We start from the raw sequence: 17,556 nt of genomic DNA on the forward strand, positions 1-17,556 counted from the left end.
AATGCCGGGTAGCGGCTACGCCTTACCCGGCTTTTTATACAACACGTACGCCCGCCGCCATCGCCCGCTCCGGCGTTAATAACACGCTTTCGCTGGCATCATCGGTTTCCGCGCAGAGCAACATGCATTCAGAGGTTTCGCCGCGCATCTTCGCTTTCGCCAGATTACACAGCACCACCACCGTTTTCCCCATCAACGCCTCTTCCCGGTAATACGGCACCAGGCTGGTGACGGTTTGCAGCGTCCTGCCGCCCACATCAATCTGCGCAATATAGAGTTTGTCTGCGTTAGCGTGGCGTTTAACGTCCACGATCGTTCCCACACGGATCTCCAGCTTTGCAAAGTCATCGTAAGCTACCGTATCCATTCTCTCTCCTTGGTAAAGTTTTACTAAATACTAGCACGGTATTTGCCGGAAGCAATGGGCAGTATATTTAGTAAAAACTGATGCATGTCCCGACTCATCCTTTACAATGGGTTATTACGTGGGGAATAAGGATAAACATGGCAACGCTCAAAGACATCGCGACGGAGGCTGGCGTCTCGCTGGCGACGGTATCCCGGGTTTTAAACGATGACCCAACGTTGAACGTAAAAGAAGAGACCAAACACCGCATTCTGGAGATTGCTGAAAAGCTGGAATATAAGAGCACAACGTCCCGCAAAATGCAGTCTGCCACTATGGGTCAGCAACACATCCTGGCGCTCTATAGCTACCAGCAAGAGCTGGAGATTAACGATCCTTACTACCTTGCCATCCGCCACGGCATTGAGACGCAGTGTGAAAAGCTGGGCGTCGACCTGAGCAACTGTTACGCCAATGCCACCCTGCCTGAGATTAAAAAACTCACCGGCGTACTGATCGTTGGCAAGCCCTCCTCAGCGATTCGCCGTACCGCGATGGCCTTAACGGACAACGTCTGCTTTATCGATTTTCACGAGCCCGGCAGCCAGTACGATTCCGTCGATATTGACCTCTCGCGCATCAGCAAGCAGATCATTGATTTCTTTATTGATCAGAATGTTAAGCGCATTGGTTTTATCGGCGGAGAAGATGAGCCCGGCAAAGCCGATATCCGCGAAGCCGCTTTCGTGGAGTATGGCCGTTTGAAAGGGGTAGTGTCAGAGCAGGATATCTGGCGCGGCGGTTTTTCCAGCTCATCCGGATATGAACTGGCAAAAACCATGCTGACACAGGCAAGCTGGCCCGGCGCGCTGTTTGTCGCCTCTGATTCGATAGCCATCGGCGTATTGCGCGCTATACATGAAAAAGGGCTGTCGATCCCCGAGGATATTTCACTCATCAGCGTGAACGATATCCCGACCGCCCGCTTCACCTTCCCGCCGCTCTCTACCGTGCGTATCCACTCGGAAATGATGGGCAGCCAGGGGGTTAACCTGCTGCTGGAAAAATCCCGCGATGGGCGGGCACTGCCGCTTCAGGTCTTCGTGCCGAGCGTGCTCAAACTGCGCGGTACTACCCGCTAATCACCACTTTCAACACGCTGCCGGGCATGCCCGGCATTTTTTTTATTTGTGATCGAGTTAAAGCAAATCATCTTTACTGATTTTATTTAGTAAAATTTTTACTAAAATCCCCAGCAATGATGTTTACCCCTACAGGGAGATCGCATGAATCGCTGGGAAAATATTCAACTCACGCATGAGAACCGGCTCCCGCCGCGTGCGTATTTCTTCTCATATGACACCGTCGCGCAGGCTCGGACCTTTGCCCGCGAAGCCAGTAGCCACTTTTTATCACTCAGCGGCCAGTGGAATTTTCGTTTCTTCACGCATCCGCTGTATGTACCGGAAAGCTTCACTTCTGAGTATATGGCCGGCTGGGACGATATTACCGTGCCGGCCATGTGGCAGATGGAAGGCCACGGCCAGCTGCAATACACCGACGAAGGCTTCCCCTTCCCGGTAGATGTTCCCCGGGTGCCTGCGGACAACCCCACCGGGGCGTATCAGCGCTACTTCATCCTGTCCGACACCTGGCAAAATAAGCAGCCCCTCATCAAGTTTGACGGCGTCGAAACCTATTTCGAAGTTTATGTGAATGGTCAGTACATTGGCTTTAGCAAGGGCAGCAGGCTGACCGCCGAGTTTGATATCAGCCATGCGGTGCACAGCGGACAAAACCTGCTGTGCGTGCGGGTGATGCAGTGGGCGGATTCCACCTACATTGAAGATCAGGACATGTGGTGGACGGCCGGCATTTTCCGCGATGTTTATCTGGTCGGAAAAAATCCCGCTCACGTGCGCGATTTCACCCTCAAAACCACCTTCGACGAGGCGTATCAGGACGCCACCCTCTTCTGTCAGCTGGAGCTGGAAAACCTGGCCCCGCACGCATCAGCCGTGTCGCTGGAGTATGCCCTGTACGATGGCGAGGCGGTGCTCCACCAGGGCACGACCGACAGCCTGACCGTGACCCGCAGCGCGGAAACCGCCTTCAGCATTGAGGTCAAACGGCCTCAGCAGTGGTCTGCCGAATCGCCCTATCTCTACCATCTGGTGATGACGTTAAAAGACGCGGACGGGCAGACGCTGGAAGTTATCCCGCAGCGCATCGGTTTCCGGGACATCAAGGTGCGCGACGGTCTGTTCTACGTCAACAACCGCTACCTGAAGCTGCACGGCGTAAACCGTCACGATAACGATCATCAGAAGGGCCGCGCTGTGGGGATGGATCGCGTCGAGCGCGATCTGATCCTGATGAAGCAGCACAACATCAACTCGGTACGCACCGCCCACTACCCCAACGATCCGCGCTTCTATGAACTGTGCGACCTCTACGGCCTGTTCGTGATGGCGGAAACGGATGTGGAATCTCACGGCTTTGCCAACGTCGGCGATCTGAGCCGCATCACGGACGATCCGGTATGGGAGCCCGTTTACGTTGAACGCATCGAGCGACATATCCACGCCCAGAAAAACCATCCTTCAATCATCATCTGGTCGCTTGGCAACGAGTCCGGCTACGGCTGTAATATCCGCGCCATGGCCCGGGCGGCAAAGGCGCTGGATGACACGCGCCTGCTGCACTACGAAGAAGATCGCGACGCCGAGGTGGTGGATATCATCTCTACCATGTACACCCGCGTGCCGCTGATGAATCTGTTCGGTGAGTATCCCCACGCTAAGCCACGCATCATCTGCGAATACGCCCATGCGATGGGCAACGGCCCTGGCGGCCTGACCGAGTATCAGAACGTCTTCGATCGCCACGACTGTATTCAGGGTCACTACGTCTGGGAGTGGTGCGACCACGGTATTCAGGCCACGGACGCCAGCGGCAATACGTATTACGCCTACGGCGGCGACTTTGGTGATTACCCGAATAACTATAACTTCTGCCTCGACGGGCTGATCTACTCGGATCAAACCCCGGGACCCGGGCTGCGCGAGTACAAACAGGTGATTGCCCCGGTCAAACTGCGCTGGCAGGGGGGCGAGCTGCACGTTGAAAACCGCCTCTGGTTTACCAGCCTGGATGATTACACCCTTCTCGTCGAGGTGCGTGCGGAAGGTGAAACGCGCTACAGCCAGCCGCTTCATATCACTGGTCTCGCACCCAACAGTGCGCGCAGCATGCCTCTGGACCTGCCCGAACCCGATGAACGCGAAACGTTCCTGACCGTGCGCATCAGCAAAAACAGCCGCACGCGCTACAGCGAAGCCGGGCACGAGATCGCGGTGTATCAGTTCCCGTTAAACGCGCGTACGGCTCACGCCACGCCGTTTATTAACGCCAACGCGACGCCGCTGTTGCTGGAAGAGGATCGCCTGAGCTGCAGCGTGGCCGGGCATAACTTCCGCGCCAGCTTCTCAAAAGTGACGGGAAAACTCTGCTCCTGGCAGGTTAACGGTGAGGAAAACATCACCCGCGAACCGAAGATTAACTTTTTCAAACCGATGATTGATAACCACAAGCAGGAGTATGAGGGACTGTGGCAACCCAACCACCTGCAGATCATGCAGGAGCATCTGCGCGGTTTCGAGGTTGAGCATCAGGACGATGCGGTCATCATCACGACCCGCAGCCTGATTGCCCCGCCGGTGTTTGATTTTGGTATGCGCTGCACCTATCGCTGGCGCATTGCCGCCGACGGGCAAATCAACGTGGAGCTGAGCGGTGAACGCTACGGCGATTACCCGCACATTATTCCGTGCATCGGCTTTACCCTCGGCATCAACGGCGAATTTGACCAGGTAAGCTATTACGGACGCGGGCCTGGAGAGAACTACCCGGACAGCCAGCAGGCCAGCACCATAGACCTGTGGCATACCACGGTGGATGAGATGTTTGAAAACTACCCGTTCCCGCAGAACAACGGTAACCGCCAGCAGGTGCGCTGGGCAACGCTTGCCAACCGCCACGGCAGCGGCCTGCTGGTGGTGCCTCAGCAACCCATTCACTTCAGCGCCTGGCACTACACGGCTGAGAACCTTCACGCCGCACAGCACTGCAACGAACTGCGGCGGTGCGAGGACATCACCCTCAATCTCGACCATCAGGTCCTGGGCTTAGGCTCCAATTCCTGGGGAAGCGAAGTGCTGGACAGCTGGCGCGTCTGGCTCAGACCGTTCCGCTACGGTTTCACCCTGCTCCCGCTGGAAGGCGGACAAACCGCCGCGCAGACGCTGGCGCGCCATCGGTTCGGCACCGGTTTCTTCTCCATGAATTCACACAGCGAGGCAGAAAAATGATCGTTCTGGATAGCCTGGAACAGTTCCAGCAGCTTTACCGTGCGGGCCGTAAATGGCAGCGCTGCGTAGAGGCCATCAACAATATCGACCACATCCAGCCCGGTGTTGCCCACTCGATTGGCGATTCGCTGGCCTACCGCGTGACCCGTGATGCCAGCACCGACGCGCTGTTCGTCGGTCACCGCCGCTATTTCGAGGTGCATTACTACCTGCAGGGCGTGCAAAAAATTGAGTATGCCGCAAAAGAAGCCCTTCAGCTTGTGGAATGCTACCGCGATGAAACCGACCGCGAATACCTGAAAGGTGTGGGTCATACCGAACAGGTGCGCGAGGGGCATGTCGTGATTTGTGAGAATCATGAGGCGTATCGCTTTATCAGTGATACGCCGCCAAAAAAAGTCGTCCTCTATGTGACCGTCGAAGACGGTTATTTCCATAACAAATAATAATCCAGCGGTGCCAGTGAAGCACCGCTCTCCTCCTCGTACCCGGAGAAATATTATGTCTGGAACCACTAAGCGTAATACCATCGGCAAATTCGGCCTGCTGTCGCTGACCTTTGCCGCCGTATTCAGTTTTAACAACGTGATTAATAACAATATCGAGCTGGGGCTTGCCTCCGCGCCGATGTTCTTTTTAGCCACCTTGTTCTACTTCATTCCTTTCTGCTTAATTATCGCGGAGTTTGTCTCCCTGAATAAAAACTCCGAAGCAGGCGTGTACGCCTGGGTGAAAAGTTCGCTGGGTGGGCGCTGGGCGTTTATTACTGCCTACACCTACTGGTTCGTGAACCTGTTCTTCTTCACCTCGTTATTACCGCGCGTCATTGCCTACGCCTCTTACGCCTTTTTGGGATATGAGTACATTCTTACGCCGTTTGCCACTACGGTACTGAGCATGGTGCTGTTTGCCTTCTCGACCTGGGTGTCTACCAACGGGGCGAAGATGCTGGGGCCGATCACGTCTGTGACCTCTACGCTCATGCTGTTGTTGACCCTCTCCTATATTCTGCTGGCAGGTGCCGCGCTCATGGGCGGCGTACAGCCAGCCGACCCAATTACCGTTGACGCGATGATCCCTGACTTCAACTGGGCCTTCCTCGGTATTACCACCTGGATATTCATGGCTGCGGGGGGCGCAGAGTCCGTTGCGGTATACGTTAACGACGTTAAGGGCGGCTCAAAATCCTTCGTTAAAGTGATCATTCTGGCGGGGATTTTCATCGGCGTGCTTTACTCCATCTCCTCGGTGCTGATTAACGTCTTTATCAGCAGTAAGGAGCTGAAGTTTACCGGCGGCTCGGTGCAGGTGTTCCACGGTCTGGCGGTGTGGTTTGGCCTGCCGGAAGTGCTGATGAACCGCTTTGTCGGCCTGGTCTCCTTTACCGCGATGTTCGGCTCCCTGCTGATGTGGACGGCCACCCCGGTCAAAATCTTCTTCTCTGAAATCCCGAGCGGCATTTTTGGGCCAAAAACCGTGGCGCTGAACGAGAACGGTGTCCCGGCGCGGGCGGCGTGGATCCAGTATTTGATCGTCATTCCGTTAATGATTATCCCAACCATGGGATCGAATACCGCGCAGGACCTGATGAACACCGTCATCAACATGACCGCCGCTGCCTCAATGCTGCCGCCGCTGTTCATCATGCTGGCTTACCTGAATCTGCGCCGCAAGCTCGATCATCTTCCGCGCGATTTCAAAATGGGCTCACGCACCACGGGTATTGTGGTGGTGTCGATGCTGATTGTGATTTTTGCCATCGGCTTTGTGGCTTCAACTTTCCCTACCGGTGCCAATATTATGACGATTATTTTCTATAACGTCGGTGGCATTGTTTTATTCCTCGGCTTTGCCTGGTGGAAATACAGCAAATACGTCAGGGGATTATCAAAAGAACAACAGCAAATAGAAGCGTCACCTGCCTCAAATATTCATTAACACTGAAGATGTGAATATTTTCTCATTGGGATGAGTGCATGAAAATTAAAAAGAAAACAATTGGGACACTGGCTGCCCTCTCTTTCTGCTGCCCTGCATTTGCCGCAGAAGACGCCCGACCCGCTGAACATGATGATACCCGAACCCCGGAAATCACCTCTCCGTCATTTCGTTTTTATGGCGAACTGGGGGTTGGCGGATATATGGATTTAGAAGGTCAGGATAAACATAAATACAGTGACGGGACCTATATTGAGAGCGGTCTGGAAATGAAGCATGGGCACTGGTTCGGCCTGATTTATGGCGAAGGCTGGACCGTACAGGCTGACCATCAGGGAAACGCCTGGGTACCCGACCACAGCTGGGGCGGATTCGAAGGAGGGCTTAACCGCTTTTACGGCGGCTACAAAACCGATAACAGCACCGAGATCATGCTCAGCCTGCGTCAGGACTCCTCCCTCGATGACCTGCAGTGGTGGGGGGATTTCACGCCCGATCTGGGCTATGTGATCCCCAACACCCGCGACATTATGTATGCGCTGAAAGTACAGAACCTCTCCGGGAACCTGCGCTATAGCGTCACCGCCACGCCTGCGGGGCACCATGACGAGAGCAAAGCCTGGCTGCACTTTGGCAAATACGATCGCTATGACGATAAGTATACCTATCCGGCGATGGCCAACGGCTATATCCAGTATGACATCGTCAAAGACGTCACCTGGATGAACGGCCTTGAAGTCACGGATGGCACCGGTCAGCTCTTTTTAACCGGCATTCTGTCGCCCAATCTGGCGGCGCGCGCCTGGCATCACACCGGCCGGGCCAGCGGCAAGGACGTCTCCGGCACAGAGACCGGGTATATGGTCAGCGCCATGGTTGAAGCGTTAAAAGGCGTCTATCTCTCCACCGCTTACAGCTATGCAAAGCACCGCCCGGACCACGCCGCCGATGAAACGACCTCGTTTATGCAGTTCGGTATCTGGTACGAGTACGGCGATGGGCGTTTTGCTACCGCTGCCGACAGCCGCTTCTATATGAAAAATGCCTCCGGCGACCCGAGCGATCGGATCTTCCTGATGCAATACGTCTACTGGTAAAAGGATCTTCCACCATGAAACTCAGCCTTACACCACTGGCCTGCGCGCTGGCGCTCAGTTTTTCGGCTCACGCCGCCAGCACAGCTGATTTTAAAAACGTCATCAACCGTACCGGTGCCCCGGCGTACATGCACGATTTCGACTATGACGACCACCAGCGTTTTAATCCCTTTTTCGATTTGGGCGCCTGGCATGGGCACTTACTGCCGAACGGGCCGCAGACCCAGGGAGGATTTCCCGGCGTAGCGCTGCTCACCGAAGAGTACATCAACTTTATGGCGACCAATTTCGATCGCCTGAGTGTGTATCAGAACGGCAAAAAAGTGGATTTTACCCTTGAGGCCTACAGTATTCCCGGCGCGCTGGTGCAGACGCTAAATGCCAAAGATGTCCAGATCGCGATGACGCTGCGCTTTGCCACCGCGCGCACCTCGCTGCTGGAAACCCGTATCACCAGCAAGACACCGCTCGACCTGGTGTGGGATGGCGAACTGCTGGAAAAGCTGGAGGCGAAAGAGGGCAAACCGCTGTCGGATAAAACTATCGACGGCGCGTATCCGGATTACCAGCGCAGGCTGGTCCCCACCCGTGACGGCCTGAAAGTGACCTTTGGCAAAGTGCGTTCCACCTGGGATCTGCTGACCTCCGGCAGTTCCGAATATCAGGTGCATAAATCCATCCCCGTCGACACCACCGTCGACGGGCATCGCTTTACCAGCCGGGCGCACATTACCGGCAGCACCACGCTGTATACCACCTATTCCCATCTGCTCAACGCGGATGAGGTGAAGCGGGAGCAGATGCCGATCCGCGATATTCTGGCGCGCCCGGCCGCCTATATGACGGCCTCGCAGCAGCGTTGGGAAGGCTATTTGCAGAAAGGGTTAACCAACCCAAACGCGACGCCAGAGCAAACCCGCGTGGCGGTGAAAGCCATCGAAACGCTGAACGGCAACTGGCGCTCACCGGGCGGCGCGGTGCGTTATAACACGGTGACGCCATCCGTCACCGGACGTTGGTTCTCCGGCAACCAGACCTGGCCGTGGGATACCTGGAAACAGGCCTTTGCCATGTCGCATTTCAACCCGGAGATCGCCAAAGAGAACATTCGCGCGGTATTCTCCTGGCAAATCAAACCCGACGATCCGGTCCGCCCGCAGGATGCCGGCTTTGTGCCGGATCTCATCGCCTGGAACCTGAGCCCGGAGCGCGGCGGGGACGGCGGCAACTGGAACGAGCGCAATACCAAACCGAGCCTTGCCGCGTGGTCAGTGATGGAGGTGTACAACACCACTCAGGACAAGGCCTGGCTGGCAGAGATGTACCCTAAACTGGTGGCCTACCACGACTGGTGGTTACGCAACCGCGACCATAACGGCAACGGCGTGCCGGAGTACGGCGCGACGCGTGATAAAGCCCATAATACCGCCAGCGGTGAGATGCTTTTCACGGTGAAAAAAGGCGATAAAGAGGAATCGCTTTCCGGTCTGAACAACTATGCCCGTGTGGTCGACAAGGGCCATTACGACGGTCTGGAGATCCCGGCGCAGGTTGCAGCCTCGTGGGAATCGGGACGTGATGACGCCGCCGTCTTCGGTTTTATCGATCAATCCCAGCTGGATAAATACGTCGAAAAGGGCGGCAAACGCAGCGACTGGACGGTGAAGTTTGCCGAAAACCGCGACAAAGAGGGCAGGCTATTGGGCTATTCGCTGCTGCAGGAGTCCGTCGACCAGGCGAGCTATATGTACAGCGACAATCACTATCTGGCACAGATGGCGAGCCTGCTGGGGAAAGAGCAGGAGGCCAGCCACTACCGCCAACTGGCGGATAAGCTCGCGACCTATATCAATACCTGCATGTTCGACGCGAAAAGCGGTTTTTACTATGACATTCGCATCGAGGATAAACCGCTTCAGAATGGCTGTGCGGGTAAACCGATCGTCGAGCGCGGCAAAGGCCCGGAAGGCTGGTCGCCGCTGTTTAACGGTGCGGCAACGCAGGAGCATGCTGATGCCGTGGTGAAGGTGATGCTGGATCCGAAAGAATTCAACACTTATGTGCCGCTCGGGACGGCCGCGCTTACCAACCCGGCATTTGGCCCGGATATCTACTGGCGCGGCCGGGTCTGGGTCGACCAGTTCTGGTTTGGTCTGAAAGGGATGCAACGCTATGGCTACCGGGAGCAGGCACAAACGCTGGCTGAAAACTTCTTTAAGCACGCAAAGGGGTTAACCTCTGACGGCCCGATCCAGGAAAACTACAATCCGCTGACCGGCGCGCAGCAAGGCGCCCCCAACTTCTCCTGGAGCGCAGCGCATCTGTACATGTTGTATAACGACTTTTTCCGTAAACATTAACGGAGGAGCGGTATGCTGTGCCGGGTAAGGCGTAGCCGCCACCCGGCATTTTTTACTCCCGGCGCGCAATATCCGCAAACTGCGCATCCAGCATTTTTGCCAGATCGCTGGCCGCCAGCTCAATATCCAGCCCGCGCTTGCCACCCGAAATATAGATCGTTTCAAAGGCCTGAGAAGGTGCATCAATCAGCGTCGGCAGGCGCTTTTTCTGCCCCAGCGGGCTGATGCCGCCCACCAGATACCCCGTCGTGCGTTGCGCCACCATCGGGTCGGCCATATCCACTTTTTTAGCGCCCAGCGCCTTCGCCACCTTCTTGAGATCCAGCTGCCCGGCAACCGGCGTCACCGCCACGGCGAGATGCTTCATATCGCCGTTGACCGCGACCAGCAACGTTTTATAAACCTGATCGGCATTCAGCCCCAGCTTACGCACCACTTCATCGCCAAAATTGGTTTCACTCGGATCGTGGTCGTAGGTATGGATCCGGAACGTAATCTTGTTTTTTTCGAGTAATTTAACGGCGGGAGTCATAGCAATCCTTCTTGGCCCGGACAATAAACGCCCTAAGCATACGCCTCAGAAGAGGCTAAAAAATAGCACCATCTTGCGCATATAGTGTTGGCAGTGATGGTCACTTTGAGCGACAATCGGCTCAACCGGGGGTCTCCTCCGGCATAATAACAACGATGAAATTCCTCTTTGACGGGCCAATAGAAATATTGGCCACTTTTTTATTTCAGCAACGACGGCAAATTTCCCTCGCCGTACAAATGTAATGCTCCCACCGCCACCACATACCGTCCCGCAGGCAGCGCGTGCAGCTTCTCGCACCACGCCTGATTACGCTCGTGCATCAGCACGTCATACAGCGATTCGCTGAAGGTCGCCGGCAGCGCCAGCCTGTCGACGACAGGAGGCGAATCCAGCCACCAGCTCACCATGGTCTGTAACAAACGGGCGTTGGTATGCCAGTGGGTCAGAGTATCTTCCAGCAGCAGTTGCCCGTCGTTCGGCATCTGGCGCAGCAGGGCAATCTGGCTGGCAGCGCCTTCCAGCTCGATAATAGGCAGTTGCCGCGCGCGCGCGGCATTCAACAGCTGGTAATCGATGCCGTAATCGCCCCGCAGACCCAGACGCTGTGCCTGGGTGGCCTGCAACACCATCGCGATCTGCCATAGCGGCTGGCTCTCAAGCATGGAGAGCGATAACCCGAGCTCGTCGGCAAGCCGCTCCAGCTCGGCCAGCTGTGTGGCGCTAAGACGCTCATTCAGCGGAGGCGGTATCGCCAGGCCTGAGAAGGGCGACTCATCCCCGGAGATATCTGCTTCCACGACCAGCGCATCGGCGCTGTGCAGCCTGGCGATCAGCCCCTCGGGCAGGGGAGACATATCCCGGGTGCCCATATGGATGCTGCCAACCAGATGCAGATGCTGTCCGCCGGGCAGGGAGATATCGAGGCCGGGCCAGCGATAGCGACGAGGGAACAGGGCGCGAAAAGATGCTTTTATACGTTGAAACAGACTCATACGCGCTCCAGGAAGTAAAAATTCATGCTAGCGCGTGGGGAGGGGAGGTGCAAGACGTCCTTGTCTTATGCACGTCGTTACTCTTTAGGTTTAAAGCGCAGCAGGCGGTTGGCATTGCTCACCACGGTAATCGAGGAGAGGGCCATGGCGGCACCCGCGACCACCGGGTTGAGCAGCGTACCGGTCAGCGGCCAGAGGATCCCGGCGGCGATGGGAATACCGAAGGCGTTATAGACAAAGGCTCCCAGCAGGTTCTGCTTCATGTTGCGCAGGGTGGCTTTCGAGATAGCGAGCGCGTCGGCCACGCCCATCAGGCTGTGGCGCATCAGGGTGATGGCCGCCGTTTCGATGGCGACATCGCTGCCGCCGCCCATGGCGATCCCAACGTCCGCCTGGGCCAGCGCCGGAGCGTCGTTAATGCCGTCGCCAACCATCGCCACCCGGCGACCCTGGCCCTGCAGTTTGATAATCGCGTCCGCTTTGCCATCCGGCAGCACCCCGGCGATCACCTCATCTATACCGGCCTCGCGGGCGATAGCCTGGGCGGTGACGGCGTTATCCCCGGTAAGCATCACCAGACGATAGCCCGCGCGGTGCAGGCGTTGCAGCGCGCTCACGCTGTCAGCGCGCAGCGGATCGCGAACGGCAAGCAGCGCCACGGCCTGGCCATCCACCGCCAGCAACACCGGGGTCGCACCCTGCGCAGCATGCGCCTGCAGCTGCGCATCCAGCGCCCCGGTATCAATGCCGTTTTCTGCCAGCAGGGCCTGGTTGCCCAACAGCAGCGTATGGCCATCGACCTCCCCGCTGACCCCCAGCCCGCGCAGGGTGCGGAAGTTATTCACCTGAGGCAGGACAGAATCTGCTTTCTCCAGAATCGCCCGCGCCAGCGGATGACTGGAGCCCTGTTCGAGCGCGGCGGCCAGGCGCAGGGCCTCGGCTTCACCGATCCCGCCCGTGGTCCCGACGGCAACGACCTGCGGCTTGCCCTCGGTGAGGGTCCCGGTTTTATCAAACACCAGCGTGTCCAGCGTGCTGGCGCGCTGCAGGGCATCCGCGTCGCGCACCAGCACGCCGGATTCTGCGGCACGGCCAACCCCGGAGATAATCGACATCGGCGTCGCCAGCCCCAGGGCGCACGGACAGGCGATGATCAGCACCGTGGTGGCGATCACCAGGGTGTAGACAATCTGCGGTGCGGGACCAAAGAAGTACCAGATGGCGGCGCTGAACAGAGCGATCCCGACCACGACCGGCACGAAGATGGCGGAAATTTTATCCGCCAGCTTGCCGATCTCCGGCTTGCTGCTCTGGGCCTGGCGCACCATACGAATGATGCGCGACAGGGTGGTGTGGCTGCCCGTGCGGCTTGCGCGGAACAGCACGCTGCCGTCCTGCACCACCGTACCGGCGTGGACGCTCTCCCCGTCGCTTTTCTGCTGCGGCACCGGCTCACCGGTCAGCATCGCTTCGTCAAACCAGGCTTCGCCCTGAGTGATTTCGCCGTCCACCGGGACGCGATCCCCGGTGGTCAGACGCAGGATCATCCCCGCCTGAACTTCCGCCAGCGGCACATTTTGTTCGCCATTTTCCGTCACTACCCGAGCGGTCGGCGGGGTTAAATCGAGCAATCTTTCCAGCGCTTTCGAGGAGCGCTGACGGGCCCGCGCCTCCAGCATATGGCCGAGGTTAATCAGGCCGATAATCATCGCGCTGGCTTCGTAATAGAGGTGGCGTGCTTCCATCGGGAACCACTGCGGCCAGACGTTAACGCTCATCGAGTAGAGCCACGCCGCGCCGGTGCCCAGCGCCACCAGCGTGTCCATGGTGGCGGTGCGGTTTTTCAGGCTTTTCCATGCGCTGGTATAAAAATGGCCGCCGGCGAAGATCATCACCCCGAGGGTGAGAACGCCAATCGCCAGCCACAGCGTGCGGTTATCGTCGGTGACCATCATATTGTCACCGAGCATCCCCCAGCCCATCACCGGGATCCCCACCAGCAGGGCGACAATCGCCTGCCAGCGAAAACGTTTCATGGTGGCAATGGCCGTTTCCTGCTGGCGTTCACGGCGTTTGAGGTCATCTTCAATCGCCTCTGCACCGTAGCCCGCTTTTTCAACGGCCTGCACTAAATCAGCGGCGGAGGCACTGCCCATGATCAGCGCAGTGCGTTCCGCCAGGTTGACCCGTGCCTGTGCCACACCCGGAACGGCCTGCAAAGCGTTCTGCACCCGGGTGACGCAGCTGGCGCAGCTCATGCCGTTGATCAACAGCTGCTGGCTGTCATCACCGTCGTGAGCTGCCGGAAGCTCAGAGGGGGCCGCTGTCAGTGCTTCCGACGGAGTTGTTGACGCTGTCAGCGGATCAGCCTTTGGGTGGCTTAACGCCGCACCGTAACCGGCCTGTTTGATGGTGTCGATCAGGGCATCGGCGCTGGCGCTGCCGGTAACGGCGGCGTGGTCGATGGTGACCTCTGCGGTGTCAACGTCAGGGCGTTGCTCCAGACTCTCTTTAACGCGTTTGACACAGTGGCCGCAGGAGAGGCCGTCCAGTGTCAGATCGATGGTGTGAGACATACGAATACTCCTTATAAATCTCCAGCCAGATATTGACCGGAGGGACACTTTCATCTAACTGTTATGAAGGTTAAACCTTCCATCAAGGGGAAGGTCAAGGGGGAAACGTGAATATCAGTGATGTTGCCAAAAAAACCGGGTTAACCAGCAAAGCGATCCGCTTTTACGAAGAGAAGGGGCTGGTGACGCCGCCGCTGCGCAGCGAGAACGGCTACCGGAGCTACACGCAAAAGCACCTCGATGAACTCACGCTGCTGCGCCAGGCGCGTCAGGTGGGGTTCAATCTGGATGAGTGCGGCGACCTGGTGAACCTGTTTAACGATCCCGCCCGACACAGCGCCGATGTTAAAAGCCGGACGCTGGAGAAGGTGGCCGAAATTGAACGCCATATCCTGGAGTTGCAGGCGATGCGCGACCAGCTGCTGGCGCTGGCCGAAAGCTGCCCGGGGGATGAGAGCGCCGAGTGCCCGATCATCGATAACCTCTCCGGCTGCTGCCATCGCAAGGCGAAGGTCTAGCCGCGAGCCGGGTTGAGCATAAACACTACCGTACCGCGATACCAGGGGGAGCGCTGGAGCTGCGCTTCGGCCAGAACATCCCGTTTGCCGCCCTGGACCAGCCCGAGCTTGAACGGAATGCGCAGCCGGGTAAGGGCGGGCAGATAGGCCTGATAGTTGTCTACCGTATGGCGACCCTGATAGCTCTGGATCACCAGCTCATCCACCGCCAGCGCGTTCAGCGTGGCGACATCCCCGGTTTTTGCCCAGTCCAGCAGCCCGGTCACCCCCAGCGAAAATTCGGGGGGCAGCTGCTGGCGCAATTGCTGCAGAAAGCGCGCGTAGTCCGCCAGCTGGTGGGTGGCGGCATCAAAATCGACCTGCAAACCCACCACCTGATTTCCGGCGGCCTGCCAGCGCTGCATCAGGCGGACAATTCTTGGCACGATGGCCGGCGGCACGTCGAAAGTGGTGAAGCGCACGGTCAGCCAGAGGGAGGGAAACGTCAGGCGGCTGACCGGCAGACCGAGGCGTTGAAACACCACCTCATTCGGCCGGGCCAGCACTTCACCCTGATGCAGATAGACCGTTTGCGCCTCTTTCAGCGCCTCGCTGGCCTTCACGCCCGACCAGAGCCAGAAGGCCGGGTGCTCGCGGGCGGTGACGGTATCCGCCTGCGCCTGTCCGGCCAGCAGCGCGGCTACCAGTAGTATTTGAGTTTTTGCGCCCACGGGCTGCCCGGATACTGCGTTTTTAACTGCGAGAACCAGCCTTTGCGCTGGGATTTTTCCACGTCTGCTCCGCCACATTCGTTATAGCCGGACGGGGCGTAACACATGATGGCCCGATAGAGCGCGTAGCTTTTATCTTCATGCTCCGCCTTCGGCGACGCGATGACCTGCTGGTAATAAGCCTGTCTGTTGAACTGCCCGTATGGTTCTTTGCGGTGAATAGCCGTCTCCAGCACGTCGTTGCCCGCGCTGTCTTTCCAGATATCAACATGGGTATTCGAGGTGCGGAAGAACTCGCCCAGACAGTTCAGAGCATGAGCATCTTTAGCGTTCTGGCTGAGCACCTGCACGGTGTCATCCAGGCTACGGCAGACGTAACCGGCTTCGGCGGCATCACCGTTCCAGTCGAAGGTGGTGAGATTCACATCGTCAAACGCCTTGCCCACAACGGGTGGCGTAATGGCGCTGATGAGTTTTCTGTCGCTTAACCAGTCGCTAAAGCGGTTCTCCGTTAAGTCGCGTACCAGCAAGGTATGCAGCGCAATGGTGCGCTCTTCGTTGTTGGGCCCCTGGCTGGCCTGCTGGCGTAACCGCTCAGGCGAAGCCACCGCTTTCAGCACCCGGGAGCGAAAACGCAGGTTGGTGACGGCGCTATCCGCGGCAAAAATCGCCTCTGTGTTGCCACTAAAGACCAGGGTCGCCGCCAGTTTAGCCTGCACGTACTGCTGCTGTTCAGGATCCTGGCTGAGTTTCAGCAGCTTCAGCCAGAAATCGCGTGCCGCGGGCCACTGCTTTTGCGCCATCAGCGCGTCGCCGTACAGGACCTGCTCGCTGAAGGCGAGAATATCGTGCGCCGGGAGTTTCTCAGCCGGTTTAACGGCCTGAAGAATGGCGGCGTGGTTATCCGTCGCCTGCCACAGGTTCAACTGTAAATTGCGCCACAGCGCCAGCTTGCAGCTCTGTTCAAACGCCGGTTTGCTGCCGTTGAGATCCTCCTGGGTCAGGGTCGGTTTCTCGTCGCTGTTCAGGCGAAGGGCGCGCAGCAGTTCGATATAGCTGACCCGCGGCGCATCGGGGAAGGCCTCCCGTACGGCGCGACCGTAGAACTGCATGCCGTAGACATTATCGTATTCTGTCACCAGCCCGCGCAGCGCCTCAGCATTCTCAGCCTGCTGGAAGCGCTGCTCGTACAGCCCCGCCAGCTGCGGCCACGCCTGCAGATACCAGTTGATGCGACGCAGCATGCCGCGCGCCGAATCGGCATAATGGCCCTCTGGCCAGCGCTGGAGATAGGCCTGGGCGGCTTTCTGCGCCTGTTCAGCGGCCGGGCGGTCGATGCGATCGATATCAAAATCGCCGTATTCTCCCGTGCTGTTCTGGCTGCTTTTGTTCAGCGCCGTGCGCATCAGCATATAGTTAGCGGTCTCTGCCAGCCACGGACGATCGCTGTCGACAAGCAGGGTAAACGCCCGATCCGCGCCGTCGTAATCCCCGGCATAAAAACGGGCTGCTCCCGTCAGATAGGTTTTATAGGGCAGGGCAGGCGACTCCGCCGGGAGGGCCGCCAGGGAAGACGAGATCTGCTCATCGGTTGCGCCGGCGTATAACCCCAGACGCGCCTGACCCAGAGCATGGCGCTGTTCCGCCGTCAGCGAGTCGTCCGCCAGCAGCGCGGCAAAAAACTGGCTGAGGCTGTCGGCACTGTTTGAGACGAAGCGGTTTTCCTGCTCGCCGTCCTGATGGGTTTCGACGGGCTCAAGCTGCAACGCGGCCAGCTGCTGGTTGAGCAGGCTCTCTTCAGCCGGTTTATCCGCCGCTGCGGTGGGCGGCGTCTCCATGTCGTCCCACTCCGGGTGGTAAGCAAAGTAGAAGTCGCGAGAGCGGGTGATATCCGCAGGCATCGACTGGACCGGCAGGGCGAAGGATTTGGCTTCGCTCAGCAGACGCAGCAGGTTGTCGCGGGAGTCGTTGCCGGGCGTCAGCACCGGGTCCCCTTTCAGCAGACAGTGCTCATCGCTCCAGTTGCAGTCTTCCATATCAAAGGAGGCGAATGCCGGTGCGGCGCTCGCCAGTAGTGCGCTAACGCTGATTGCCAGCGTTGTCTTCCTGACCAT

13 protein-coding genes are annotated in these 17,556 nt (G+C 58.0%); 7 read left to right on the forward strand and 6 right to left on the reverse strand.

The features are described 5' to 3' along the window. Positions 1-34: 34 nt before the first annotated feature. The gene (locus tag ES815_RS15005; RefSeq protein ID WP_142488480.1) at positions 35-367 is read right to left on the reverse strand and encodes a tRNA-binding protein; all 333 of its coding nucleotides are present in this window, start codon (positions 365-367) and stop codon (positions 35-37) included. A gap of 137 nt (positions 368-504) precedes the next feature. Here ES815_RS15005 and ebgR point away from each other — a divergent pair, with 137 nt between their 5' ends. The 6 genes from ebgR (at position 505) to ygjK (ending at position 10,111) form a co-directional block, all read left to right on the forward strand. Continuing rightward, entirely contained in the window at positions 505-1,488 is a 984-nt protein-coding gene (gene ebgR, locus ES815_RS15010) for a transcriptional regulator EbgR (protein ID WP_142488481.1), read from the forward strand. A gap of 144 nt (positions 1,489-1,632) precedes the next feature. Then, entirely contained in the window at positions 1,633-4,716 is a 3,084-nt protein-coding gene (gene ebgA, locus ES815_RS15015) for a beta-galactosidase subunit alpha (protein ID WP_142488482.1), read from the forward strand. Continuing rightward, positions 4,713-5,162, forward strand: coding sequence for a beta-galactosidase subunit beta (locus ES815_RS15020; protein WP_142488483.1), 450 nt, complete (start codon positions 4,713-4,715; stop codon positions 5,160-5,162). The genes ebgA and ES815_RS15020 overlap by 4 nt, the downstream gene beginning before the upstream one ends. A gap of 55 nt (positions 5,163-5,217) precedes the next feature. Further along, entirely contained in the window at positions 5,218-6,654 is a 1,437-nt protein-coding gene (locus ES815_RS15025) for an amino acid permease (protein WP_142488484.1), read from the forward strand. 38 nt (positions 6,655-6,692) lie between these two features. Beyond that, positions 6,693-7,751 (forward strand): protein YgjJ, encoded by a 1,059-nt coding sequence (ygjJ, locus tag ES815_RS15030; RefSeq protein ID WP_142488485.1) that lies wholly within the window; start codon positions 6,693-6,695, stop codon positions 7,749-7,751. Between the two features lie 14 nt (positions 7,752-7,765). Next, positions 7,766-10,111, forward strand: a complete 2,346-nt coding sequence (gene ygjK, locus ES815_RS15035; RefSeq protein ID WP_142488486.1) for an alpha-glucosidase — start codon at positions 7,766-7,768, stop codon at positions 10,109-10,111. 52 nt (positions 10,112-10,163) lie between these two features. Here ygjK and ybaK read toward each other — a convergent pair whose 3' ends face one another. The 3 genes from ybaK to copA all read right to left on the reverse strand — a co-directional run bounded on the left by ybaK (position 10,164) and on the right by copA (position 14,214). Next, a complete protein-coding gene (gene ybaK, locus ES815_RS15040; protein WP_032616885.1) occupies positions 10,164-10,643 on the reverse strand; it encodes a Cys-tRNA(Pro)/Cys-tRNA(Cys) deacylase YbaK in 480 nt (159 codons plus the stop codon). Between the two features lie 200 nt (positions 10,644-10,843). After that, complete coding sequence (locus tag ES815_RS15045; RefSeq protein ID WP_142488487.1) at positions 10,844-11,638, reverse strand: TraB/GumN family protein; 795 nt, start codon at positions 11,636-11,638, stop codon at positions 10,844-10,846. A 77-nt stretch (positions 11,639-11,715) separates the two neighbouring features. Next, positions 11,716-14,214, reverse strand: a complete 2,499-nt coding sequence (gene copA / locus ES815_RS15050) for a copper-exporting P-type ATPase CopA (RefSeq protein ID WP_142488488.1) — start codon at positions 14,212-14,214, stop codon at positions 11,716-11,718. A gap of 107 nt (positions 14,215-14,321) precedes the next feature. On the opposite strand from copA, the gene cueR reads away from it, so the two are divergent. Further along, positions 14,322-14,732, forward strand: coding sequence for a Cu(I)-responsive transcriptional regulator (gene cueR, locus ES815_RS15055; protein WP_142488489.1), 411 nt, complete (start codon positions 14,322-14,324; stop codon positions 14,730-14,732). Here cueR and ES815_RS15060 read toward each other — a convergent pair. Both ES815_RS15060 and ES815_RS15065 read right to left on the reverse strand, forming a co-directional pair. Beyond that, complete coding sequence (locus ES815_RS15060) at positions 14,729-15,442, reverse strand: DUF3142 domain-containing protein (RefSeq protein ID WP_142488490.1); 714 nt, start codon at positions 15,440-15,442, stop codon at positions 14,729-14,731. The two genes, cueR and ES815_RS15060, sit on opposite strands and share 4 nt — an antisense overlap. Further along, positions 15,412-17,556 (reverse strand): hypothetical protein, encoded by a 2,145-nt coding sequence (locus tag ES815_RS15065; RefSeq protein WP_142490064.1) that lies wholly within the window; start codon positions 17,554-17,556, stop codon positions 15,412-15,414. Before ES815_RS15065 ends, ES815_RS15060 begins: the two co-directional genes overlap by 31 nt.

Source organism: Leclercia adecarboxylata, from assembly GCF_006874705.1.
Lineage (GTDB): Bacteria > Pseudomonadota > Gammaproteobacteria > Enterobacterales > Enterobacteriaceae > Enterobacter > Enterobacter adecarboxylatus_C.

Bases quoted from the DNA above. Each gene is read 5' to 3' on its own strand.
- ES815_RS15020 (WP_142488483.1), top strand. From the start codon at position 4,713: ATGATCGTTCTGGATAGCCTGGAACAGTTCCAGCAGCTTTACCGTGCG.
- ygjK (WP_142488486.1), top strand. From the start codon at position 7,766: ATGAAACTCAGCCTTACACCACTGGCCTGCGCGCTGGCGCTCAGTTTT.
- copA (WP_142488488.1), bottom strand. From the start codon at position 14,214: ATGTCTCACACCATCGATCTGACACTGGACGGCCTCTCCTGCGGCCAC.
- ybaK (WP_032616885.1), bottom strand. From the start codon at position 10,643: ATGACTCCCGCCGTTAAATTACTCGAAAAAAACAAGATTACGTTCCGG.
- ES815_RS15045 (WP_142488487.1), bottom strand. From the start codon at position 11,638: ATGAGTCTGTTTCAACGTATAAAAGCATCTTTTCGCGCCCTGTTCCCT.
- ES815_RS15065 (WP_142490064.1), bottom strand. From the start codon at position 17,556: ATGGTCAGGAAGACAACGCTGGCAATCAGCGTTAGCGCACTACTGGCG.
- ES815_RS15005 (WP_142488480.1), bottom strand. From the start codon at position 367: ATGGATACGGTAGCTTACGATGACTTTGCAAAGCTGGAGATCCGTGTG.
- ES815_RS15025 (WP_142488484.1), top strand. From the start codon at position 5,218: ATGTCTGGAACCACTAAGCGTAATACCATCGGCAAATTCGGCCTGCTG.
- ebgR (WP_142488481.1), top strand. From the start codon at position 505: ATGGCAACGCTCAAAGACATCGCGACGGAGGCTGGCGTCTCGCTGGCG.
- ebgA (WP_142488482.1), top strand. From the start codon at position 1,633: ATGAATCGCTGGGAAAATATTCAACTCACGCATGAGAACCGGCTCCCG.
- ygjJ (WP_142488485.1), top strand. From the start codon at position 6,693: ATGAAAATTAAAAAGAAAACAATTGGGACACTGGCTGCCCTCTCTTTC.